Origin of the sequence: Celeribacter sp. SCSIO 80788, from assembly GCF_051054295.1 — a bacterium.
Taxonomy (GTDB): domain Bacteria; phylum Pseudomonadota; class Alphaproteobacteria; order Rhodobacterales; family Rhodobacteraceae; genus Celeribacter.
Genome location: NZ_CP150482.1, coordinates 231,782 through 251,498 on the forward strand (window position 1 = coordinate 231,782; position 19,717 = coordinate 251,498).

At 61.6% G+C, this 19,717-nt stretch carries 19 protein-coding genes; 10 read left to right on the forward strand and 9 right to left on the reverse strand.

Annotated elements, in window-relative coordinates; translation table 11 throughout:
• Nucleotides 1-54 precede the first annotated feature (54 nt).
• The gene (locus tag V1471_RS01305) at nt 55-2,196 is read left to right on the forward strand and encodes a malate synthase G (protein WP_434286460.1); all 2,142 of its coding nucleotides are present in this window, start codon (nt 55-57) and stop codon (nt 2,194-2,196) included.
• A 67-nt stretch (nt 2,197-2,263) separates the two neighbouring features.
• Here the strand turns inward: V1471_RS01305 and V1471_RS01310 are convergent, their stop codons facing one another.
• Nucleotides 2,264-2,470, reverse strand: coding sequence for a DUF378 domain-containing protein (locus V1471_RS01310; protein ID WP_096805484.1), 207 nt, complete (start codon nt 2,468-2,470; stop codon nt 2,264-2,266).
• 52 nt (nt 2,471-2,522) lie between these two features.
• Nucleotides 2,523-3,023: a fasciclin domain-containing protein gene (locus tag V1471_RS01315; RefSeq protein ID WP_434286461.1), complete on the reverse strand. Its 501-nt coding sequence runs from the start codon at nt 3,021-3,023 to the stop codon at nt 2,523-2,525.
• Nucleotides 3,024-3,208: 185 nt separating this feature from the next.
• On the opposite strand from V1471_RS01315, the gene V1471_RS01320 reads away from it, so the two are divergent.
• On the forward strand, nt 3,209-3,790 hold the full coding sequence (locus V1471_RS01320) for a helix-turn-helix domain-containing protein (RefSeq protein WP_066704189.1): 582 nt from the start codon (nt 3,209-3,211) through the stop codon (nt 3,788-3,790).
• Between the two features lie 94 nt (nt 3,791-3,884).
• Nucleotides 3,885-4,661, forward strand: a complete 777-nt coding sequence (locus V1471_RS01325; RefSeq protein WP_434286463.1) for a gamma-glutamyl-gamma-aminobutyrate hydrolase family protein — start codon at nt 3,885-3,887, stop codon at nt 4,659-4,661.
• Nucleotides 4,662-4,673: 12 nt separating this feature from the next.
• On the opposite strand, the gene V1471_RS01330 is transcribed toward V1471_RS01325, so the two are convergent.
• Complete coding sequence (locus V1471_RS01330; protein ID WP_434286465.1) at nt 4,674-5,153, reverse strand: GNAT family N-acetyltransferase; 480 nt, start codon at nt 5,151-5,153, stop codon at nt 4,674-4,676.
• Nucleotides 5,154-5,228: 75 nt separating this feature from the next.
• On the opposite strand from V1471_RS01330, the gene V1471_RS01335 reads away from it, so the two are divergent.
• The 7 genes from V1471_RS01335 (at nt 5,229) to V1471_RS01365 (ending at nt 12,375) form a co-directional block, all read left to right on the forward strand.
• On the forward strand, nt 5,229-5,672 hold the full coding sequence (locus tag V1471_RS01335; RefSeq protein ID WP_434286467.1) for a methyltransferase family protein: 444 nt from the start codon (nt 5,229-5,231) through the stop codon (nt 5,670-5,672).
• Between the two features lie 110 nt (nt 5,673-5,782).
• Nucleotides 5,783-7,354: a Re/Si-specific NAD(P)(+) transhydrogenase subunit alpha gene (locus V1471_RS01340; RefSeq protein WP_434286468.1), complete on the forward strand. Its 1,572-nt coding sequence runs from the start codon at nt 5,783-5,785 to the stop codon at nt 7,352-7,354.
• Between the two features lie 12 nt (nt 7,355-7,366).
• Nucleotides 7,367-8,800 carry an NAD(P)(+) transhydrogenase (Re/Si-specific) subunit beta gene (locus V1471_RS01345; RefSeq protein ID WP_434286470.1) on the forward strand — a complete coding sequence of 478 codons (1,434 nt, stop codon included), beginning with the start codon at nt 7,367-7,369 and terminating at the stop codon, nt 8,798-8,800.
• Between the two features lie 174 nt (nt 8,801-8,974).
• The gene (locus V1471_RS01350; RefSeq protein ID WP_434286471.1) at nt 8,975-9,346 is read left to right on the forward strand and encodes a MerR family transcriptional regulator; all 372 of its coding nucleotides are present in this window, start codon (nt 8,975-8,977) and stop codon (nt 9,344-9,346) included.
• Nucleotides 9,339-9,707 (forward strand): carboxymuconolactone decarboxylase family protein, encoded by a 369-nt coding sequence (locus V1471_RS01355; protein WP_434286472.1) that lies wholly within the window; start codon nt 9,339-9,341, stop codon nt 9,705-9,707. Before V1471_RS01350 ends, V1471_RS01355 begins: the two co-directional genes overlap by 8 nt.
• 73 nt (nt 9,708-9,780) lie before the next feature.
• On the forward strand, nt 9,781-10,968 hold the full coding sequence (locus tag V1471_RS01360; protein ID WP_434286473.1) for an amidohydrolase: 1,188 nt from the start codon (nt 9,781-9,783) through the stop codon (nt 10,966-10,968).
• Nucleotides 10,969-11,088: 120 nt separating this feature from the next.
• Nucleotides 11,089-12,375, forward strand: a complete 1,287-nt coding sequence (locus V1471_RS01365) for a DUF3422 family protein (RefSeq protein WP_434286474.1) — start codon at nt 11,089-11,091, stop codon at nt 12,373-12,375.
• Here V1471_RS01365 and V1471_RS01370 read toward each other — a convergent pair.
• From V1471_RS01370 to V1471_RS01395, 6 genes are all read right to left on the reverse strand, one after another.
• Nucleotides 12,308-13,372 carry a YeeE/YedE family protein gene (locus tag V1471_RS01370; RefSeq protein ID WP_434286476.1) on the reverse strand — a complete coding sequence of 355 codons (1,065 nt, stop codon included), beginning with the start codon at nt 13,370-13,372 and terminating at the stop codon, nt 12,308-12,310. The genes V1471_RS01365 and V1471_RS01370 overlap by 68 nt on opposite strands.
• A gap of 231 nt (nt 13,373-13,603) precedes the next feature.
• Entirely contained in the window at nt 13,604-14,521 is a 918-nt protein-coding gene (locus tag V1471_RS01375) for an ABC transporter permease (protein WP_434286478.1), read from the reverse strand.
• A 12-nt stretch (nt 14,522-14,533) separates the two neighbouring features.
• The gene (locus V1471_RS01380; protein WP_434286480.1) at nt 14,534-15,541 is read right to left on the reverse strand and encodes an ABC transporter permease; all 1,008 of its coding nucleotides are present in this window, start codon (nt 15,539-15,541) and stop codon (nt 14,534-14,536) included.
• 78 nt (nt 15,542-15,619) lie between these two features.
• A complete protein-coding gene (locus V1471_RS01385; RefSeq protein WP_434286482.1) occupies nt 15,620-17,329 on the reverse strand; it encodes a peptide ABC transporter substrate-binding protein in 1,710 nt (569 codons plus the stop codon).
• A gap of 44 nt (nt 17,330-17,373) precedes the next feature.
• Nucleotides 17,374-18,384 carry an ABC transporter ATP-binding protein gene (locus tag V1471_RS01390; RefSeq protein ID WP_434286484.1) on the reverse strand — a complete coding sequence of 337 codons (1,011 nt, stop codon included), beginning with the start codon at nt 18,382-18,384 and terminating at the stop codon, nt 17,374-17,376.
• Nucleotides 18,377-19,381: an ABC transporter ATP-binding protein gene (locus tag V1471_RS01395; protein ID WP_434286486.1), complete on the reverse strand. Its 1,005-nt coding sequence runs from the start codon at nt 19,379-19,381 to the stop codon at nt 18,377-18,379. The genes V1471_RS01390 and V1471_RS01395 overlap by 8 nt, the downstream gene beginning before the upstream one ends.
• Nucleotides 19,382-19,717: the final 336 nt, after the last annotated feature.

Consider the following 19,717-nt stretch of genomic DNA (forward strand, 5'->3'; position numbering starts at 1 on the left):
ATAGGAAACCCGTTAGTCTGGCGCCGAAATCCTTCAAATTCAGGTGATTCCCATATGACGCGCGTCGACAAATCCGGCCTGATGGTCGCCCAAGAGCTTGCCCAATTCATCGAGACCGAGGCTCTGCCGGGTACGGGCGTGACGGCGGAGGCGTTCTGGGACGGTCTGGCGAGGATGGTGCGCGATCTTGGGCCGAAGAACCGGGCGCTGTTGGAAAAGCGCGAGGAGATTCAGGCGAAGATCGACGACTGGCATCTGGCCCGCAAGGGGCAGGACCATGACGCGGCGGCCTATACGGCGTTTTTGAAAGAGATCGGCTATCTGGTGCCCGAGGGGCCGGATTTCGAGATCGAGACCACGAAGATCGACCCGGAATTCGCGACCAAACCGGGGCCGCAGCTTGTGGTGCCGATCACCAATGCGCGTTACGCTTTGAACGCGGCGAACGCCCGTTGGGGGTCTTTGTACGATGCGCTTTACGGCACGGATGCGCTGGGCGATTTGCCGTCTGGTAAGGGCTATGATGCGAGCCGTGGGGCGCGGGTGATTGCCTGGGCCAAGGCACATCTGGATGCGGTTGCGCCGCTGGCGGGGGGCTCTTGGGCGGATGTCACGGGGCTGACCGTCAAGGGCGAGCTGTTGCTTGTTGATGGGACCATGGGGGAAACCGGGCTGGCCGATCCGTCGCAATTTGCCGGGTCCTCCGAGGGCCATGTTCTGTTGCAAAAGAACGGGCTTTATATCGACATCGTGATCGACCCTTCGACGCCCGTGGGGGCGCAGGACAAGGCGGGGATTTCCGATATTCTCGTGGAGGCCGCGGTGTCGGCGATCATGGATTGCGAGGATTCGGTTGCCGCCGTCGATGCCGAGGAAAAGGTCGGGGCGTATCGCAACTGGTTGGGCCTGATGAAGGGCGATCTGACCGAAGAGGTTGCGAAGGGCGGCAAGACCTTTACCCGTGCGCTTCATGGCGACCGGGTGTTCACCGCACCGGACGGGACGGAGATCATCCTGCAAGGCCGTGCCATGATGTTGGTGCGCAATGTCGGGCATCTGATGACCAACCCGGCGATTATCGACCCGGAAGGGTATGAGATCGGTGAGGGGATCATGGATGCGCTGGTGACCGTGACGATCGCGCTGCACGATCTGCAAAAGGCCAGTGGCCCGCGGAATTCGGTCGAAGGGTCGGTTTACGTTGTGAAGCCGAAGATGCACGGGCCGGACGAGGTGGCTTTCGCAGATGAGATCTTCAGCCGGGTCGAGGCGATCCTTGGGCTGGAGGCGAATACCGTCAAGCTCGGCATCATGGATGAGGAACGCCGGACCTCGGTGAACCTCAAGGAATGTATCCGGGCGGCGAAACATCGCGTGGCGTTCATCAACACCGGTTTCCTCGACCGCACCGGCGACGAGATTCACTCCTCGATGGAAGCCGGGCCGATGATCCGCAAGGGCGAGATGAAGGATCAGCCGTGGATCAAGAGCTATGAGGAGCGCAACGTCGATATTGGGCTGGCCTGTGGCCTCAAAGGCCGCGCGCAGATCGGCAAGGGCATGTGGGCCATGCCGGATCTGATGCAGGCGATGCTGGCGGCCAAGATCGCGCATCCGAAAGCGGGGGCGACGACGGCCTGGGTGCCCAGCCCGACGGCGGCGACACTGCACGCGACGCATTATCATAAGGTCGATGTCTTTGCGGTGCAGGACGAGATCGCCAAAGGCGGCGCGCGCGGCACGCTTGAGGATCTTTTGACCATTCCGGTCGCCAAAGGCGTCAGCTGGTCCGAGGAGGAAATCACCGCCGAGATCGAGAACAACGCGCAGGGCATCCTTGGCTATGTGGTGCGCTGGGTCGATCAGGGGGTGGGGTGTTCGAAAGTGCCGGACATTCACGACGTGGGTCTGATGGAAGACCGCGCCACCTGCCGGATTTCCTCGCAAGGCCTCGCCAACTGGCTGCACCATGGGGTTGTTTCAGAGGATCAGGTCATGGCGGCGATGCAGAAAATGGCCGCCGTCGTGGACCGTCAGAACGCGGGCGATCCGCTCTATGTGCCGATGGCGCCGTCGTTTGATACAATCGCGTTCAAGGCGGCTTGCGATCTGGTGTTCAAGGGCCGGGTGCAGCCCTCGGGCTACACGGAGCCGGTGCTTCATGCGCGGCGTCTGGAACTGAAAGCGCAGGCCTGACAAACACAGGTCTGACTTCGCGACAACGAAAAGGGCGGCCAGAGAGCCGCCCTTTTCCGATTTGGGATCAGTGCGCGTGGGCCGGGGCCGGTTTGACAAGCGTGGTGATCTGATAGAGCGCGCTCAGCCCCACAAGGGCGTAGACGATGCGCGAGAGCGCGGACATTTCGCCGAAAATGGCCGCGACGAGGTCGAAGCCGAACAGGCCGACGAGACCCCAGTTGAGGCCGCCGACGATCAGCAGCACGCGGGTCAGGATATTCAGTGCAGTCATGGTGGTTTCTCCTAGGATACAGGGATTGAGTGCGGCCGCAGGGGCCGGAGGATCACATGTCCGACGGCAGGATCACCTTGTCGATCACGTGAATGACGCCATTGTCGGCGACCACATCCGCCGCGATCACGGTGGCGTCGTTGATCATCACCTTGCCCTCCATGGTCTTGATCATGACGTCGCCGCCCTCGACCGTCGTGGCGCTGTCGAGCTTGACCACATCACCGCTCATGACTTTGCCGGGCACGACATGATAGGTCAGGATCTGCACAAGCTTGTCCTTGTTTTCGGGCATGAGCAGCGTTTCGAGTGTGCCCTCGGGCAGGGCGGCGAAGGCGGCATCGGTCGGGGCGAAGACGGTGAACGGGCCGTCGCCTTTGAGCGTCTCGACAAGGCCCGCTTCGGTGAGCGCGGTTGCCAGGGTGGTGAAATCGCCTGCCGCGACGGCGGTGTCGACGATGTCATCGGCGAAGGCCGGGGCGGAGAAGCCCAGAGACAGGCCCAGCGACAGAGCAGTCAGGGCGGCGGCAAAGGTGCGTTTCGGGGTCGGCATGTTTTCCTCCTAAAGTCGTCCCGCACAGTGTGACGGGGCTGTGTTTTTCGATGATTTTATTTTGGTGCAAAGTATTTTTCACAACATGCACATTTGCGTGATGATATAAACTTTATACCTGTGGTAAAAATTATCTGCTAAGGTCGACACCGCAGGTCAAACAAACACGACTTTGGGGGGCGCGCATGCTGTCCGACACACTGACGGAAAACCTCGAACAGTATCGAATCGGGGAAAAGATCAACCGGTTGCGCCGGGAGAAGGGGCTCGGATTGACCCAGCTCGGCGCGCATACCGGCCTGTCCGCCGGGATGTTGTCCCGGCTGGAGCGCGGGCAGGCGGTGCCGACCCTGCCGACGCTCATGCGCATTGCGCTTGTGTTCGGTGTCGGGCTGGATCACTTCTTTGCCGATCCCGCTCAGGCGCCGGTCTGCGCGGTGGTTCCGAAAAGCGACCGGATCGCGATGCGGGTCGAGATCGGCGAGAAGCTGTCGCATCTGTTCGAAAGCCTCGATTACCCGGTGCGCAATGCGCCGCTCTCGGCCTACACGGCGGAATTTCCGCCCGGTGGACCGGCCAGTGCACCGCATCGTCATCCGGGAATGGAGCTTTTGTTTGTGCTCGAAGGTCGGCTTGGATTGACCGTTCACGGTCGACGCCACACGCTCGGACCCGAAGACGCCATGTGTTTCGAGGCGGATCATGATCATTTCTATGAGAATTTGGGCGAAATCCCGGCGCGGGTGATCGTTGCGGTGGCGAAATGATTGCGCAGCGCCCCTGTGCAGGGGAACACATGTGCGCGGCTTTTCTCCTGCTTCGATTCTCCTTAGAGTAAGAAAAAAAGGATGCAGAGGCGTTATGACCAGACCCATCGTTGGTATCATCGGCAATTCGAACCTGCTGGACGGCAGCTACCCGGCCTTCACCGGCGGGCGGATGAATGCCGAGGCGGTGTCCGATGTGGCGGGCTGCATGCCGCTTCTGATCCCGCCGCACCCGGGCTTTGTGTCTATCGAGGAGCTGATGGCGGCCTGTGACGGGTTCGTCTTCACCGGCGGACGCCCGAATGTGCACCCGGAGGAATATGGCGAAGAGGAAACCGCGGCGCATGGGGCGTTCGACCGCTGCCGCGATGCGGTGACCCTGCCGCTGATCCGGGCCTGTGTCGAGAAAGGCCAACCGATCTTCGGCATCTGCCGCGGGTTTCAGGAGGTCAATGTCGCCATGGGCGGCACGCTTTACCCGGAGATTCGCGAATTGCCCGGGCGGATGAACCACCGGATGCCGCCGGAGGGGACTTTGGAGGAGAAATTCGCCCTGCGCCACCCGGTGAAGTTTTCGAAAGGCGGGGTGTTCGAGGCGCTTTTGGGCGCGGACGAGGTGATGACCAACACACTCCATGGTCAGGGGATCAAGAAACCCGGCGCGCGCATCGTGATCGACGGCTATGCACCCGATGGCACGCCGGAGGCGATCTATGTGAAAGACGCGCCGGGGTTCACTTTGGCGGTGCAATGGCACCCGGAATATCGCGCCGGTGAAGATCCGGTGTCACGCCCGCTGTTCGAGGCGTTCGGCAAGGCGGTGCATGCCTTTGCCGAGGCGCGACGCAAGAAGGTGGCGGAAGAGGCCTGAGGCGCGGCGGGCTTACAGCCGTTTTTCCATCCGGAAGTTTTCGATCCCGACCGACTGGTGCGTCGCGGTATGGCGGATCACGGTCTGGCGCGCCACCACGCGCCAGCCGCGTTTTTCAAAAAAACGGCGCGCCAGATGCGACGCCTCGGTGTCCATCTGCGCGAGGCCAAGACGTCGGGCCTCCGCTTCGCAGGCCTCATAGAGTTTGAGCGCGGTACCCTTGCCCATTTCTTCGAGCGCGACATAGGCGAAGTCGATATGCCCATCGTGCCCCATGGTGAAAAAGCCGACGATCCGACCCCATCGGGTGGCGCAGATCGCATAGCCGTCGGTCAGGCGGTCGGGCCAGCTTTCAGGGGCATGCTCACGGGGCGGGGCCCAGGCGGCGCGTTGCTCCACATCGTAGAACGCGCCTGTGCCGCCATGGATGGTGCGATGAAACAGCGCATAGCAGGCGTCGGCATCTTTTCTTTGCACAGGGCGCAGTTTCACGACATTTTCCTCGCCTGAACGGTTTCGGTTCAGTAGGTCTTTTCACGGCTGTGCGAAAAAGGCGATGCGTTTGCGATGAAATATCTCGATTATCCGCCGATCTGGTTGCTGGGCTTCATGGGGCTGACATGGGGAGGGGCGCAGATCGGGCTGAGGGTTGCGCCGCCGCTCTGGTTGAAGGCCCTGGGCGGGGCGTTGATCGCGCTCGGGCTGGGCCTCATGGTGGCGGCGGTTTTCGCGATGTGGCGGCATCATACCACCGTGGTGCCGCATCGCATTCCCTCCGAGATTGTCACCGACGGGATTTACCGCCTGACACGAAACCCGATTTACCTTGGCGATGCCTTTACACTTGCTGGCTTTGCTTTACTGTTCGGCAGCCCGGCAGGGGTGGTTTTTGTTCCCGTCTTTATGGCGGTGATACAGAGGCGGTTCATTGTCGAGGAAGAAACATGGCTCAGGACGAAATTTTCGGAGGAGTTTCAAACCTGGGCGGAGAAGACACGGCGCTGGCTGTGACCTCCCGTCACAGTTTCGGTTATGTTTGCGCAATAATGTTGCTCTGCATTGCCGCGATTGGGTAAGGAAGGTGCCAAGAATGAAGACTGGGGAAAAAGAGGACATACACGTTGAAATTCGGTGTTCCTAAGGAAGTGTTCGAGGGGGAGGCGCGTGTTGCGCTGACGCCCGAGAGCGCCAAGCAATTGCAAAAGCTTGGCTATGACTGCGCAATCGAAGCCGGGGCGGGTGCCGCCGCCGGGTTCTCGGACAAGGCCTATGCAGAGGCGGGTGTCGAGGTGATCGAGGGGGCGAAAGCGCTCTGGGACGCCTGTGACATCGTCGCCAAGGTGCGCCAGCCGGACGAGACCGAGATGGGCTATCTGCGCGAAGGCCAGACGCTCATTTCGTTCTTCAACCCGGGCGGCAATGCCGAGGGCATGGAAAAGGCGAACGAGACGGGTGCGAACGTCATCGCCATGGAAATGGTCCCGCGGATTTCGCGCGCGCAGAAGATGGACGCTCTGTCGTCGATGGCGAACATCGCGGGCTATCGTGCCGTGATCGAGGCGGGCAACAACTTTGGCCGGTTCTTCACCGGTCAGGTGACCGCCGCCGGTAAGGTGCCGCCCGCCAAGGTGCTGATCGTCGGCGCCGGTGTGGCCGGTCTCGCCGCCATCGGCACCTCCACCTCGCTGGGCGCGATCACCTACGCGTTCGACGTCCGCCCGGAAGTGGCCGAACAGGTCGAATCCATGGGTGCCGAATTCGTCTATCTGGACTTCAAGGAAGAACAGCAGGACGGCGCGGCCACCGGTGGCTATGCCTCCGTGTCTTCCCCGGAGTTCCGCGAAGCCCAGCTTGCCAAGTTCCGCGAACTGGCCCCCGAGATGGACATCGTGATCACCACGGCCCTCATCCCGAACCGCGAAGCGCCGGAATTGTGGACCGAGGACATGGTGGCCGCGATGAAAACCGGCTCCGTGATCGTCGATCTTGCGGCGGAAAAAGGCGGCAACTGCAAGCTGACCGTCAAGGATGAGAAAATCGTCACCGAGAATGGCGTGACCATCATCGGCTATACCGATTTCCCGTCCCGCATGGCGACGCAGGCCTCGACGCTTTATGCAACGAACATTCGTCACATGATGTCCGACCTGACGCCGGAAAAAGACGGCAAGCTCGTGCACAACATGGAAGACGACGTGATCCGCGGCGCGACCGTGACCTACGATCACGCGATCACCTTCCCGCCGCCACCGCCGAAAGTGGCTGCGATTGCCGCGAAACCGAAGGAAAAGGTCAAGGAACTGACGCCGGAGGAAAAACGTGCCGCAGAAGTGGCCGCGTTCAAGAAACAGACCCGCAATCAGGTGACGCTGATCGCCGTGGGGGCGATCCTGCTTCTGGGCGTGGGTCTTGTGGCACCTGCCTCCTTCATGCAGCACTTCATCGTCTTCGTGCTCTCGGTCTTCATCGGCTTCCAGGTGATCTGGAACGTGTCGCATTCGCTGCACACGCCCTTGATGGCGGTGACCAACGCGATCTCCTCGATCATCATTCTGGGGGCGCTGATGCAGATCGGCTCCGGCTCCTGGCTTGTGATCCTTCTCGCCGCGCTTTCGGTCTTCATGGCCGGGATCAACATCTTCGGCGGCTTCCTTGTCACGCGGCGCATGCTCGCCATGTTCCAGAAATCGTAAGGGAGAGAGATTATGGACTACGGATTTACCACTGCGGCCTATGTGGTCGCTGCCGTTCTCTTCATTCTCGCGCTCGGCGGTCTCTCGGGACAGGAAAGTGCGAAACGCGCCGTCTGGTACGGCATTGTCGGCATGGCTCTGGCCGTGTTCGCGACGCTGATCGGGCCGGGCGCCGGTCTTTGGGTGCTCTCCGCGATCCTGATCGCGGCGGGGGGCGTCATCGGCTGGTACGTGGCGAAAAAGGTCGAGATGACCGAGATGCCGCAGCTTGTCGCGGCGATGCATTCGCTCGTGGGTCTGGCCGCCGTCTTCGTGGGGTTCAACACCCATATCGAAGCCGCGCGCATCGCCGCGATGACCGCCGAACAGAAACACCTGCTCGAAGGCTTTGCCGCAGTTGTGGCGCATAAGACACCGGTGGAGCTGAACATCCTCAAGGTCGAACTGTTCCTTGGCGTGTTCATCGGTGCGGTGACCTTTACCGGCTCCGTGGTGGCCTTCGGCAAGCTCGCGGGCAAGGTGACCTCGAAAGCCACCAAGCTGCCGGGCGGTCATGCGCTGAATGCGGGCGCTGCGATCCTCTCGATCATCCTGCTGATCCTTTACATGAACGGTGCGGGCGGTTGGGCGCTGATCCTGATGACGCTTCTGGCGTTCTTCATCGGCTACCACCTGATCATGGGCATCGGCGGCGCGGATATGCCGGTCGTGGTGTCCATGCTCAACTCCTACTCGGGTTGGGCTGCGGCGGCGATCGGCTTCTCGCTGGGCAACGATCTTCTGATCGTGGTCGGCGCGCTGGTCGGGTCTTCGGGTGCGATCCTGTCTTACATCATGTGTAAGGCGATGAACCGGAGCTTTGTCTCGGTTATTCTGGGCGGCTTCGGCGGCACCACGGGTCCGGCGATGGAGGTCGAGGGCGAACAGGTTGCGATCGACGTCGACGGTGTGGCAGCGGCTTTGAACGAGGCCGACAGCGTGATCATCGTGCCGGGCTACGGCATGGCGGTGGCGCAGGCGCAGCAGAACGTGGCCGAACTGACCCGCAAACTGCGGGCGCAGGGCAAGAACGTCCGCTTCGCCATTCACCCGGTGGCGGGTCGTCTCCCGGGGCACATGAACGTGCTTCTGGCCGAGGCGAAAGTGCCCTACGACATCGTGCTTGAGATGGACGAGATCAACGAGGACTTCCCGGACACCGACGTGGTGATCGTGATCGGCTCGAACGACATCGTGAACCCGGCGGCACAGGAAGATCCGAACTCTCCCATCGCGGGGATGCCGGTTCTCGAAGTGTGGAAGGCGAAACAGGTTTTCGTGTCGAAACGCGGTCAGGGCACCGGCTACTCGGGGATCGAGAACCCGCTGTTCTACAAGGACAACACGCGGATGTATTACGGCGATGCGAAACACTCCATCGGCGAGTTGCTTCCGAAGATCGACTGATCGGGACAGACAGAAGACTGAGAGGGCGGCCCAAGGGTCGCCCTTTTCGTTTGAGTATTTGGACAGCAAAGGAAACGCACAGCGCGCTTGCGGGAATGGATCGGGAAAAGCGCTTGAGCTGGAGTATGCTCCAGCCCCTAGGCTCTGTTTTGACCTTGAATGCATGAGGGCAAGATGAAGATTTCAGAGGTTGCCAAGACCACCGGGCTGAGCATCGACACGCTCAGGTTCTATGAGAAGATCGGTCTGATCGATCCGCCGCCGCGCGACGGGGCGGGGCGGCGCGATTACCCGGAGGAGGTGATCGGATGGATCGCCTTTCTCGGCCAATTGAACGCCACCGGCATGCCGCAGGCGGAGCGGGTGCGTTACGCCGAACTCAGACGGCAGGGCGCGGCGACCTATACGGCGCGGCGCGAGATGTTGGCGGCGCATCGTGAGGTGATCCGCGCAAAGCTGGCGCTGATGCAGGACACGCTTGCCCTCATGGATCGCAAGGTCGCGATTTACGAACAGCTTGAAGCAGAGGAAAACACCGATGTCTGACGCATTGCAAAAGGGCCGCGAGGTCATCAAGACACTGAACCCCGATCTGGAGACCATCCTGTCGGAGCGCTACGACGGGATCGTGCCCGACATGGCGGAAACGCTGATCGAATGGGCTTACGGGCGGCAATATGCCCGCGACGGGGTGGATTTGAAGACCCGGCAGTTGTGTACGGTGGCCGCCCTGACGGCCTTGGGCGGCGGCACCGCGCCGCAGCTCAAGATCAACATCGAACATGCCATGGCGGCGGGAGCGAGCGAGACGGAGATCGCGGAGGTGATCTGGCAAATGGCGCTTTATGCCGGGATGCCCGCCGCGATCAACGGGCTGAACGCGGCGAAAGAAGTGTTTGCCGCCTGAGACTAAAAGGGCTTGCGGCGGGGCTTTTCATCCGCGCCGCAAGTTGCCATGTTCGGGTCAAAGGAGCCCCAGCATGAAACATACGACCCCCGAAGAGATCGCCTCAGACAGCGCGTTCATCGACAAGATGACCGCGATCCGGCGCGATATTCACGCCCATCCGGAGACGTCATTCGAAGAGGTGCGGACCAGCGCGATTGTGGCGGAGTTTCTTGAAAATCTTGGGCTTGAGGTGCATCGGGGGCTTGGCAAGACCGGCGTCGTGGGGACGCTCAAGGGCAAGCGTCCGGGGCAAAAGGCGATTGCGCTTCGGGCCGATATGGATGCGCTTCATATCACCGAGGACACGGGCGTGCCTTACAGTTCGCAAGTGCCGGGCAAGATGCATGCCTGTGGCCATGACGGGCACACGACCATGCTTTTGGCCGCTGCGGAAAAACTCGCCGCCGACCCGGATTTCGCGGGCACTGTGCGCTTCGTGTTCCAACCCGCGGAAGAAGGCGGCGGTGGGGCCAATGAGATGATCAAGGACGGCTTGTTCGAGCTTTTCCCGACCGATGCGATCTACGGCGTGCACAACGGGCCGATGGAGCCGCTGGGGCAATTGACGACGCGGGTCGGGCCCTACACGTCGGCCTGCGATGACTGGGAGGTGACGTTCGAAGGCACGGGCGGCCATGGTGCCTCGCCGCAGAAGGGCACCGATCCGACGGTCGCAGCCGGGCAGTTCATGGCCGCTGTCGGCAATATCGTCTCGCGCAAGGTGGATCTGACGGATTGGGCGGTGATTTCCATCGGTCATGTCGCGGGGGGAGAACGGCAAAGTCCGAATATCATCCCGGCGAAGGTGCTTGTGGCTGGTACGGCGCGGAGCTACCGGCCCGAGGTGCGTGAGGCGCTGATGACGGAACTCACGCGGTTGGCCGAAGGATGCGCCATGGCCAATGATGTGACGGCGAAGGTGGAGATCGACCGGGGCTATCCGCCGCTTGTGAACAGCGCGGACGAGGTGGCGGTGGCCGGGCGTGCCCATACGGCGGGGGCCGGGGCGGCACTGACCGACACCAAAGCCTCCGCGATCGGGGCCAGCGAGGATTTCGCCTATTATCTGGAAAAGATTCCCGGCGCTTACGTGTCGATCGGCAATGGCGACGGGCCGGGGGCGGCTTTTGTCCATACGCCGAAATTCGATTTCAACGACGATCTCATTCCCATCGGTGTGGCCTTCTGGATGAATGTCGTGGCCGAGGAACTTGGCTGAGAACGGCTGCGGTATACCATCGCATTCATATAAGTCACTGATAAGGAATGAATATTTAATTTGCCTCGGGTGGGGCGGGCAGGCTATAGGCGAGAGACATAATATTTCTCAGAGACTGCCATGGCCCCTTTGCAAGATCACCCGCGCCGCTACGAGCTGGCCAATGAACTGCACGCCCGTCCTTTCCCCGAAGTGACGAGCAATGCGCGCGCCGCCTATCTGGCGATCCGGGCTGCGGGCGATGCGGCGCGGCGGGACCGGGATCTCGACCGGGCGCATTTGCTGGCCCTGTTGGATCGTTATGGGGCGGCGCATCCGGCGCCGGGGGCGACGCATTACATCGGGCCTTTGGGCAAATACCGGCTGAAATGGGAAAGCCACACGGAATTCGTGACCTACACGATTTTCGCCGAAGGGGTGGCGGAGCGGGCCTTTGACAAGAACACCTTCGATCTTTTCCCCGAAGACTGGTTCGATGCCGCGCCGGGGCAGCGGATCACCTCGGCGTTGATCCGGGTCGAAACGGTGCAGGAGGATGCGCAGATCGTTGAGCGGATCAATACCTGGTTTGAACGCGAAAGCCTTGCCGTGGCCCGCGTCCTTGACGGGGCGATGGTGGTTGCGGGGGATTTCCGCATCGACGAGGCGGGGCATATGCGCTTTGCCATTTTCCCGGTCGAGGATTGCGGACAACGCCGGATCGGACGGGTGTTGCAGCGGCTTTGCGAGATCGAGACCTATAAGGCGATGTCGATGCTGGGTCTGGTGCAGGCGCGCAAAGTGGTGCGGGAACTGGCGGACATCGAAAAGGAACTTGCGGAGCTGATGGCGACGCTGACCTCCAAGGGCGATGTGCCCGCTGAGGAGATGCTTGAGGATATTCTCGGGCTGTCGACCCGGATCGAGGGCATCGTGACGCGGACCAATTTCCGCTTCGGGGCGACCGGGGCCTATGAGGCCATCGTGACACAGCGGATCGAAGTGCTGCGCGAAAGCCGGTTTCTGGGGCGTCAGCTGTTCAGCGAATTCATGATGCGGCGGTACGATCCGGCGATGCGCACGGTGGCGGCGGCGAAGACGCAGCTTGAGAACCTTGCCGAACGGACGGCGCGGGCGGCGAACCTGCTCAGAACCAAGGTGGATGTGAGCCGTCAGGCGCAGAACCAGAAATTGCTGGCAAGCATGGACAAGCGTGCCGATCTTCAGCTCCGCCTGCAAGAGACGGTGGAGGGGCTGTCGGTGGTGGCGATCAGCTATTATGCGGTGAGCCTTGCGGGCTATCTGATCTATCCGGTGCTCGAACCGCTGGGGCTGTCCAAGGGGCTGGCGCTGGCGCTGCTCACTCCGCTGGTTGTCCTTGCGGTTTGGCTTGGCCTGCGGCGGATAAAGAAACATCATCTCGGATGACCCGGGCGGCGAGCGTGCCGCCCAGAGCGATGGACACGAGGGCCAGCGTTGCGGCCAGCGACAGGCTCGGTACACCGGCAAGACCGGCTCCGACGGTGCAACCGCCCGCGAGCACACCGCCCACGCCCATGAGTGCGGCACCTGCGATGTAACGCCCGGTTTGACGGGGGCTCTCGAAACTCTGCCAGCGGAAGCGGTCAGACAACAGCGACGAGGCGAGAGCCCCCAGAATGACACCGCCGATGAGGCCGGTGCCAAACCCCGCAGGGATGGAGGAGGCGGCGACGGACCAGAACAGGGTCTCGGCCGCGGGGGAGGTGAAGGACAGGCTTTCCATCGCGATCGGGTCGAATTCATCGAACAGGACGAAGCCGGTGCCGACCCATGCGGCGGGGACCAGAAGGCCGATCAGCGCGCCGAGGATTAGATCGCGCCCGGAGGCGGCGTATTTCCATGCGACAAGAGCGGCGGTGCCCGCAATCAGGGCGGTCCAGAGAAGCGCGGGGCCGGGGAGGGCGGCGTTGCCAAGGGGCAGCGTGACGCTGCCGAGCGCGGTGCGGACAGGGGCCAGCACGCCTTTGAGCGTCGCATGCGCCACTACGGCGAAGACCACGAGGACGAGGGCGGCGCGGAGGTTGCCGGAGCCGGACAGTACGGTGAGGCGGGAGACACAACCGCGGGTCAGGACCATGCCCGCGCCGAACATCAGACCGCCGGTGAGGATGGCAAGCCAGGGCAGATCGGGGGTGAGGAACCGGTGATCGGCAAAGGAGATCAGCCCCTCGGCCACGGCGATTTGGGTGCCGAGCACGGCGGTCGCGAGGGCGGCGAGCCAGACGCCAGCGGCGGCGCCTCGCTCAGAGCGCGGACCGGCGACGGCGCGGCGGAAACAGAAGCGTGAGACCTCGGCCAGCGCGCCGAAGAGCACACCGATCACAAGGCCAAGGATCACCGAGGCCAGACGCGGCGAGAGGTCCAGTCCGAGGGTCTCATACATGTCGCTTCTTTCCGAAAAGGGGAATTTCGTTCCGAATAGAATGTAGTCGAGACAGAATGCAATCTTTGGAAGGTGGGTAAATAGGCCATCTGATGGGATAATATTCTTCTAGGGCGGGCGTGCTTGGAACTCTGTCGGGGAAGAGATGCAGGATGGGCAAACAAAGGAAAACGCGCCGGGGGAGCGGCGCGTTTGTTGTTTTTATTTTGCGGTATGGCGTATCGGCGTTGATTACCGGCCACGAATGCGCGGGTCCAAGGCGTCGCGCAGCCCGTCGCCGATGTAATTCACGGCGAGAACGGTGAGCGAGATCGCCAGACCCGGCCAGATGACGCGTTCGGGATATTGCTGTATCATGTCTTTCGCATCGAACAGCAGGCGCCCCCATGTCGGGTAATCCGGCGGGAAGCCGAGGCCGAGAAACGAGAGCGCGCTCTCGGTGATGATCGCATTGGCAATGCCCAGAGTGGCCGAGACCATGATCGGGGACATGATATTGGGCAGGATATGGCGCAGCACCACGCGGCGGCTTGGCGTGCCGATCGAGCGGGCGGCCAGAACATATTCGCGCTCCTTCAGCGCCAGGACATCGCCGCGCACGATCCGGGCGGTCTGCATCCAGCTGGTGATGCCGATGACGAACACGATCAGGATGAAAATCCCGGCCTCAAGGCCAAAGAATTTCCGCAAAGGATCGCGGAACAGCATGATGATCACCATCAAAAGCGGCAGGAGCGGCAGGGCCAGAAACAGATCGGTGAGACGCATCAGCAGCCCGTCGAGCTTTTTCCAATAGCCCGCCAGAACGCCCACGAAAGTGCCGAGCACCAGCGACAGGAACATGGCGGTGAGGCCGACGGAGATCGAAACCTGCCCGCCCGCCAGCATCCGGGCGAGAATGTCGCGGCCCAATTGGTCGGCGCCGAAAGGATGCGCCAGCGAGGGGCCCTGATTGCGGGCGCGGAAGTCGATATAGGTCGGGTCGATGGTCCAGAGGAAGGGGCCGAGATAGACCGCGAGAATGATGAAGACGAAGAAGACCAGCCCCGCCATGGCACCCTTGTGGGTCTTGAACTGGTCCCAGACGTCCCACCATTGATTGCGGGGGGCTTTGGGCTTGACGGTGGTGGTCACGGTTGCGTCAGACATGATCAACCTCCCTTAATCGTAGCGAATGCGCGGATCGAGAATGCCGTAAAGGATGTCCGCGATGAGGTTGAAGAGAACGATGAGCACGGCGAAAATGAAGGTCAGCGTCTGGACCATCGGCGCGTCGGAAGCGTAGATCGCGGTGATCAGCATCTGTCCGAGGCCGTTCACCTGAAACACCTGCTCGGTGATGATCGCGCCACCGAAGATCGACGGCACGCCGAGCGCGATCACGGTGACGACCGGGATCATCGAGTTGCGCAGCACATGCATGAGCACGACGACACGCTCCGACATGCCCTTGGCGCGGGCGGTGCGGACGTAATCCTGATTGAGATTGTCGAGCATGGAGGCGCGCATGAAGCGGCTGACCTGCGCGGCATTATAGAGCGTCAAAACGAAGACCGGCATGGCCATCTGTTTGATCTGGAAGAGGAAAGACGACCAGTCGGTGACCTTGTGCGTGGTGTCGTAGATCGAGGGAAACCAGCCCAGCGTGACGGAGAAAATCACGATCAGCAGCACACCGGAGAAAAACGTCGGAATGGAGAAGCCGATCATCGACACAAAGGTGCCGAGCTGGTCGAACCACGAATATTGCCGATAGGCGGAGACAATCCCGATCGGCACGGCGATCAGCGTTGCGAAGACATAGGAGAGGCCGACGACCCAGAGCGTTTGCGGCATGCGTTCGGCCACGACGGTCATCACCGGGGAGCGGGACTGGAAGGAAATGATCCGTTGTTTTCCCTCGGCAAAGCCGGTTCCGAAAATATGGTCGAAGGCCACCTGCGGCTCGACAACAAAAAACTGATAGAGCCAGTTCAGGAAGCGGATATGCACCGGTTCGCCAAGGCCCAGAGCCTCGCGCATCTTCTCTTTGACCTCGGGCGGCACGGTCAACGGGATAGAGGCCATCGGATCGCCGGGGGCGAGATCCAGCAGAAGGAAGATCACCAAAGAGATGAACAGAAGCGTCGGTATGGCGAGAAGAAGTCGACGGATCGTGTAATGGAGCATAGGGCGGCGCCTCGGTTCAGGTCTTTTGTCGTGTGAGGGAGGACGCCCCGTCGCGAAGACGGGGCGCCCGAAGGTCGATTACTTGATGCGATACCAATCGGCGGCATTCCAAAGTTCGGAATCCCACGAGTTCATGATCACTCCGCCCAGCGTGTTGGACGCGGCAGAGACGCGACCGCGATAGACCAGCGGGATGATCGCATAGTCCTGCATCAGCATGTCGTTCATCGCTTTCGCAAGCTCGGCACGTTTTTCAAGCTCACCGGTTTTGGCCATTTCGGCGACAAGCGCGTCATACTCCTCGGTGCAATAGCGCGGCATGTTGTTGCCCTGCCATTGCGTTTCCGGGCGCGGGGCCTGAATGCAGGCCCAGTTGGCCATATAGGCTTCCGGGTCTGTGCCGTCGAAGTTGTTGGCGTACATTTCCACATCCGCGAAGAACTTCTGGAACGTGTCCGGAGACCCGGCATCGCCACCGAAAAACACGGAGCTGTCGATGTTGCGCAGTTCAACCTCAACGCCGATCTCGTTCCACCACTGTTTGATGATCGCCTGGAAATCCTGACGCACGGCGTTGGTGGAGGATTGGAACAGCAGGGACAGTTTCTTGCCATCTTTCTCACGAATGCCGTCGGAGCCCATCACCCAGCCATCGGCGTCGAGCAGCGCTTTCGCGCCTTCGATGTCCTGCACCATGCAGGCGTCATTGGCGGTGGAGGAATAGATCTCCGGAGCGGGCAGCACGTTACAGGTCACTTTGCCCGCCGCCCCGTAGCCGATTTCCACCAGAAGATCGCGGTCGATCGCCATGGACAGCGCCTGGCGCACGGATTTGTCCGACAGGATCGGGTTCGGATGCGCGGCGGTGGCGCGTTCGTCGCCAAGCGCCGGATCGGGGTCGGTGTAGTTCACCATGATGCGCTCGACGAGCGTGCCGAAGGACACTTCGAGCTTGCCCTTGCCTTTGGATTCCATATCCGCGAGCACATCGGGGGCGAGCTGAAGGTTCCAAGCGTAATCGAATTCGCCGGTTTCCAGAACGGAGCGACCCGCCGCCGCCGCATCGCCGCCGCCCTTGACGGTTGCGGTCGCGAAGGCCGGTTTCGCCGGATCGCGGTAGTTCGGGTTGGCGGACATGGAGACCACGTCATTGGTCTTGAACTCATCCACAACGAAGGGGCCGGTGCCGATCGGCGCAAAGTTCTGTTCGGTGCAGGAGGCCATGGCTTCGCCGGTGCAGTTGGCGAACTGGGCCTTCTGAATGATCGGGGCCTGCGCGCCCACGAAGGGGCCGTAAGGGAAGGGTTTGGCCACGCCGAAATGCACGATGACGGTCAGGTCGTCGACGATTTCCACGTCGGTCACGTCATTGTATTTCTCGGTCTGGGCGCAGCCGCCGCCTTCGGAGGTGCAATATTCCCAAGTGAATTTGAGATCTTCGGAGGTCAGGGGCGTGCCGTCGGACCACAGCAGGCCGGGTTTCAGCTTCCACGTAATGTTTTTCAGATCTTCCGAAACGCCGCCGTTTTCCACGGTCGGAACGGTTTCGACCAGAAACGGCACCATCGCGCCGGTTTCGTCGTAGCGGGCGAGCGGTTCGAGCACGAGGGAGCCGACTTCGAGCTCCTTGGTGCCGCCCGACAGATAGGGGTTCATCGTCGAGGGCGCTTGCCAATAGATGATGTTCACATGGCCGTCGGCGCCACGTTCCGCAAACGCGGCCGGGGCCATGGCGAGCCCGGCGACGGTCCCCAGAACGGTGCCCTTCAGGGCAGTCTTGATCTTCATTTTACCTCTCCTTGTTGGATGCTCTTGTCCTCGAAACCGGCACCTTAGGCGGCGCTCTCATTGGTATTCGTATACTTGTGACAGGCGACCTGACGACCGGGGGCGATCTCCTGACCCAGCGGGTCGATCTCGCGACAGATGTCCATGACCTGCGGGCAGCGGGTGCAGAAATTACAGCCCTTGGGCGGGTTCGACGGCGAGGGCACATCGCCTTGCAAAAGAATGCGCTCCACCTTCTCCTCAAGCCAGGGATCGGGCTCGGGCACGGCGGACAAAAGCGCCTGCGTATAGGGATGTTTCGGATCGGCAAACAGCTCTTCGCGGCTGGCCAGTTCAACGATCCGCCCGAGATACATGACGGCAACCCGATCCGCGATATGGCGGACCATCGACAGGTCGTGAGAAATGAACAGGTAGGTCAGCCCGAATTCTTCCTGCAAATCCTCCAGAAGGTTCACCACCTGCGCCTGAATCGACACATCGAGCGCCGCAATCGGTTCGTCGCAGACGATGAATTTCGGATTGAGCGCCAAGGCGCGGGCGATGCCGATCCTCTGGCGTTGGCCGCCGGAAAACTCATGCGGGTAACGGTTGGCGAAATCGCGGTTCAGCCCCACGGCATCCATCAGCGACAGCACTTTTTCGCGCTTCTCGGCCTTGGACAGATGCGCATGTTCATCGAGCGGCTCACCGATGATCGCAGAGACGGACATGCGCGGGTTCAGGGACGCTTGCGGGTCCTGAAACACCATCTGCATGGTCGGGCGCATTTTGCGCAGGTCGGGCTGGGGCGTCGTGCCGATCTCATGGCCGTCGATCGTAATCGACCCTTCGGTGATGTCGTAAAGCCGCAGGATCGCGCGCCCGGCGGTGGATTTGCCACAGCCGCTTTCGCCCACAAGCCCAAGCGTCTCGCCCTCGTAAATGTCGAAGCTGATGCCATCGACGGCCTTCACCTCGCCCACGCGCTTTTTCAACACGCCGGCATGGATCGGGAAATGCATTTTCAGATCGCGCACCGCGACCAGAACCTTGTCCGACGTGATGTCAGTCATGGCGGGGGCCTCCGGTGTCGAAATCGTAGAAACAGGCGGCGTCATGGCCGGGGCCGACCTCGAACCGGGCCGGGTTTTCCGCAAGGCAGCGCGCGAAGGCGAAGGGGCAGCGCGCGGCGAAAGAGCAGCTCGACGGTTCCGCGCGCAGGATCGGCGGCTGGCCTTCGATGACCTCAAGCCGTTCGGCGCGTTCGCCACGCACGGAGGGCACGGTTTTCAGAAGCGCGCGGGTGTAGGGATGACGCGGGTGTTTGAACAACTCGCGCACGGGCGCATGTTCGACGATTTGCCCGCCGTACATCACCAGAACCCGGTCGGCGATCCCGGCGATCACGCCCAGATCGTGGGTGATCCAGATCACCGCCATGCCAAGCTTGGCGCGCAGCTCGTGCATCAGCTCAAGGATTTGCGCCTGAATGGTCACATCGAGCGCGGTGGTCGGCTCGTCGGCAATCAGAACCTCGGGGTCACAGGCCAGCGCGATGGCGATCATTACACGTTGCCGCATGCCGCCGGAAAATTGGTGCGGATAGTCCGTGAGGCGCCGTTCGGCGTCCGGTATGCCGACCAGTTCCAAAAGCTCCTTGGCCCGCACCCGCGCCTGCGCCTTGGACATGTTCATATGTTTGCGCAGCGGCTCCATGATCTGGTAGCCGACCGTGAACACAGGGTTCAGCGAGGTCATCGGGTCTTGGAACACAAAGCCGATGCGGGCGCCGCGAATGGCGCGCAGCTCGGTCTCGGAGGCTTGCAAAAGGTCGATGCCGCCGAAATCGATGCCGCTCCCCGAGACCACTGCCGGGGGCGAGGGGATCAGGCCGATCAGCGACATCATGGTCACCGATTTACCGGAACCGGATTCGCCGACAACGCCCAATAATTCACCGGGCTTGAGCGAGAAGGAGACGGAATTGACGGCATGAACGGACCCGGACCGCGTTTTGAAAACGGTCTTCAGGTCCCGGACATTGAGTACGGGTGTGGCCCCATCGGCCATGCGGTGACCCCCAAGCTGTTGGTTTTATTTATTATTATTTCTCCGCCCCGGTTGATCCAGGGTCGGTATGATCAAAACGGTATCACCTCTTTTCGAGGGCGCAAGGGGCAAGGTGCCGGAATGTGCAAGTTTTTTTACCAATGGATAAATTGTAAGGCACATCTGCTTGACCTCTGTGCAAAGCGCGATCACGCTTGCGCGAAGCCCCACGATATGGGCGCGATCAGGGGGGTGTGCCAAAACGCACCTTGCCTCGCTTGCGCCCAAGGCGTCGGGTGACGAGAGCCAGAGATCTGGCTCTTCTGACGACCACCCTCATCCTACTCCGCCGGAGAC

Bases quoted from the DNA above. Each gene is read 5' to 3' on its own strand.
- V1471_RS01325 (WP_434286463.1), top strand. From the start codon at position 3,885: ATGACCAGACCCATCGTTGGTATCATCGGCAATTCGAACCTGCTGGAC.
- V1471_RS01345 (WP_434286470.1), top strand. From the start codon at position 7,367: ATGGACTACGGATTTACCACTGCGGCCTATGTGGTCGCTGCCGTTCTC.
- V1471_RS01365 (WP_434286474.1), top strand. From the start codon at position 11,089: ATGGCCCCTTTGCAAGATCACCCGCGCCGCTACGAGCTGGCCAATGAA.
- V1471_RS01370 (WP_434286476.1), bottom strand. From the start codon at position 13,372: ATGTATGAGACCCTCGGACTGGACCTCTCGCCGCGTCTGGCCTCGGTG.
- V1471_RS01355 (WP_434286472.1), top strand. From the start codon at position 9,339: ATGTCTGACGCATTGCAAAAGGGCCGCGAGGTCATCAAGACACTGAAC.
- V1471_RS01380 (WP_434286480.1), bottom strand. From the start codon at position 15,541: ATGCTCCATTACACGATCCGTCGACTTCTTCTCGCCATACCGACGCTT.
- V1471_RS01335 (WP_434286467.1), top strand. From the start codon at position 5,229: ATGAAATATCTCGATTATCCGCCGATCTGGTTGCTGGGCTTCATGGGG.
- V1471_RS01390 (WP_434286484.1), bottom strand. From the start codon at position 18,384: ATGACTGACATCACGTCGGACAAGGTTCTGGTCGCGGTGCGCGATCTG.
- V1471_RS01315 (WP_434286461.1), bottom strand. From the start codon at position 3,023: ATGCCGACCCCGAAACGCACCTTTGCCGCCGCCCTGACTGCTCTGTCG.
- V1471_RS01395 (WP_434286486.1), bottom strand. From the start codon at position 19,381: ATGGCCGATGGGGCCACACCCGTACTCAATGTCCGGGACCTGAAGACC.
- V1471_RS01305 (WP_434286460.1), top strand. From the start codon at position 55: ATGACGCGCGTCGACAAATCCGGCCTGATGGTCGCCCAAGAGCTTGCC.
- V1471_RS01385 (WP_434286482.1), bottom strand. From the start codon at position 17,329: ATGAAGATCAAGACTGCCCTGAAGGGCACCGTTCTGGGGACCGTCGCC.
- V1471_RS01360 (WP_434286473.1), top strand. From the start codon at position 9,781: ATGAAACATACGACCCCCGAAGAGATCGCCTCAGACAGCGCGTTCATC.
- V1471_RS01375 (WP_434286478.1), bottom strand. From the start codon at position 14,521: ATGTCTGACGCAACCGTGACCACCACCGTCAAGCCCAAAGCCCCCCGC.
- V1471_RS01310 (WP_096805484.1), bottom strand. From the start codon at position 2,470: ATGACTGCACTGAATATCCTGACCCGCGTGCTGCTGATCGTCGGCGGC.
- V1471_RS01320 (WP_066704189.1), top strand. From the start codon at position 3,209: ATGCTGTCCGACACACTGACGGAAAACCTCGAACAGTATCGAATCGGG.
- V1471_RS01350 (WP_434286471.1), top strand. From the start codon at position 8,975: ATGAAGATTTCAGAGGTTGCCAAGACCACCGGGCTGAGCATCGACACG.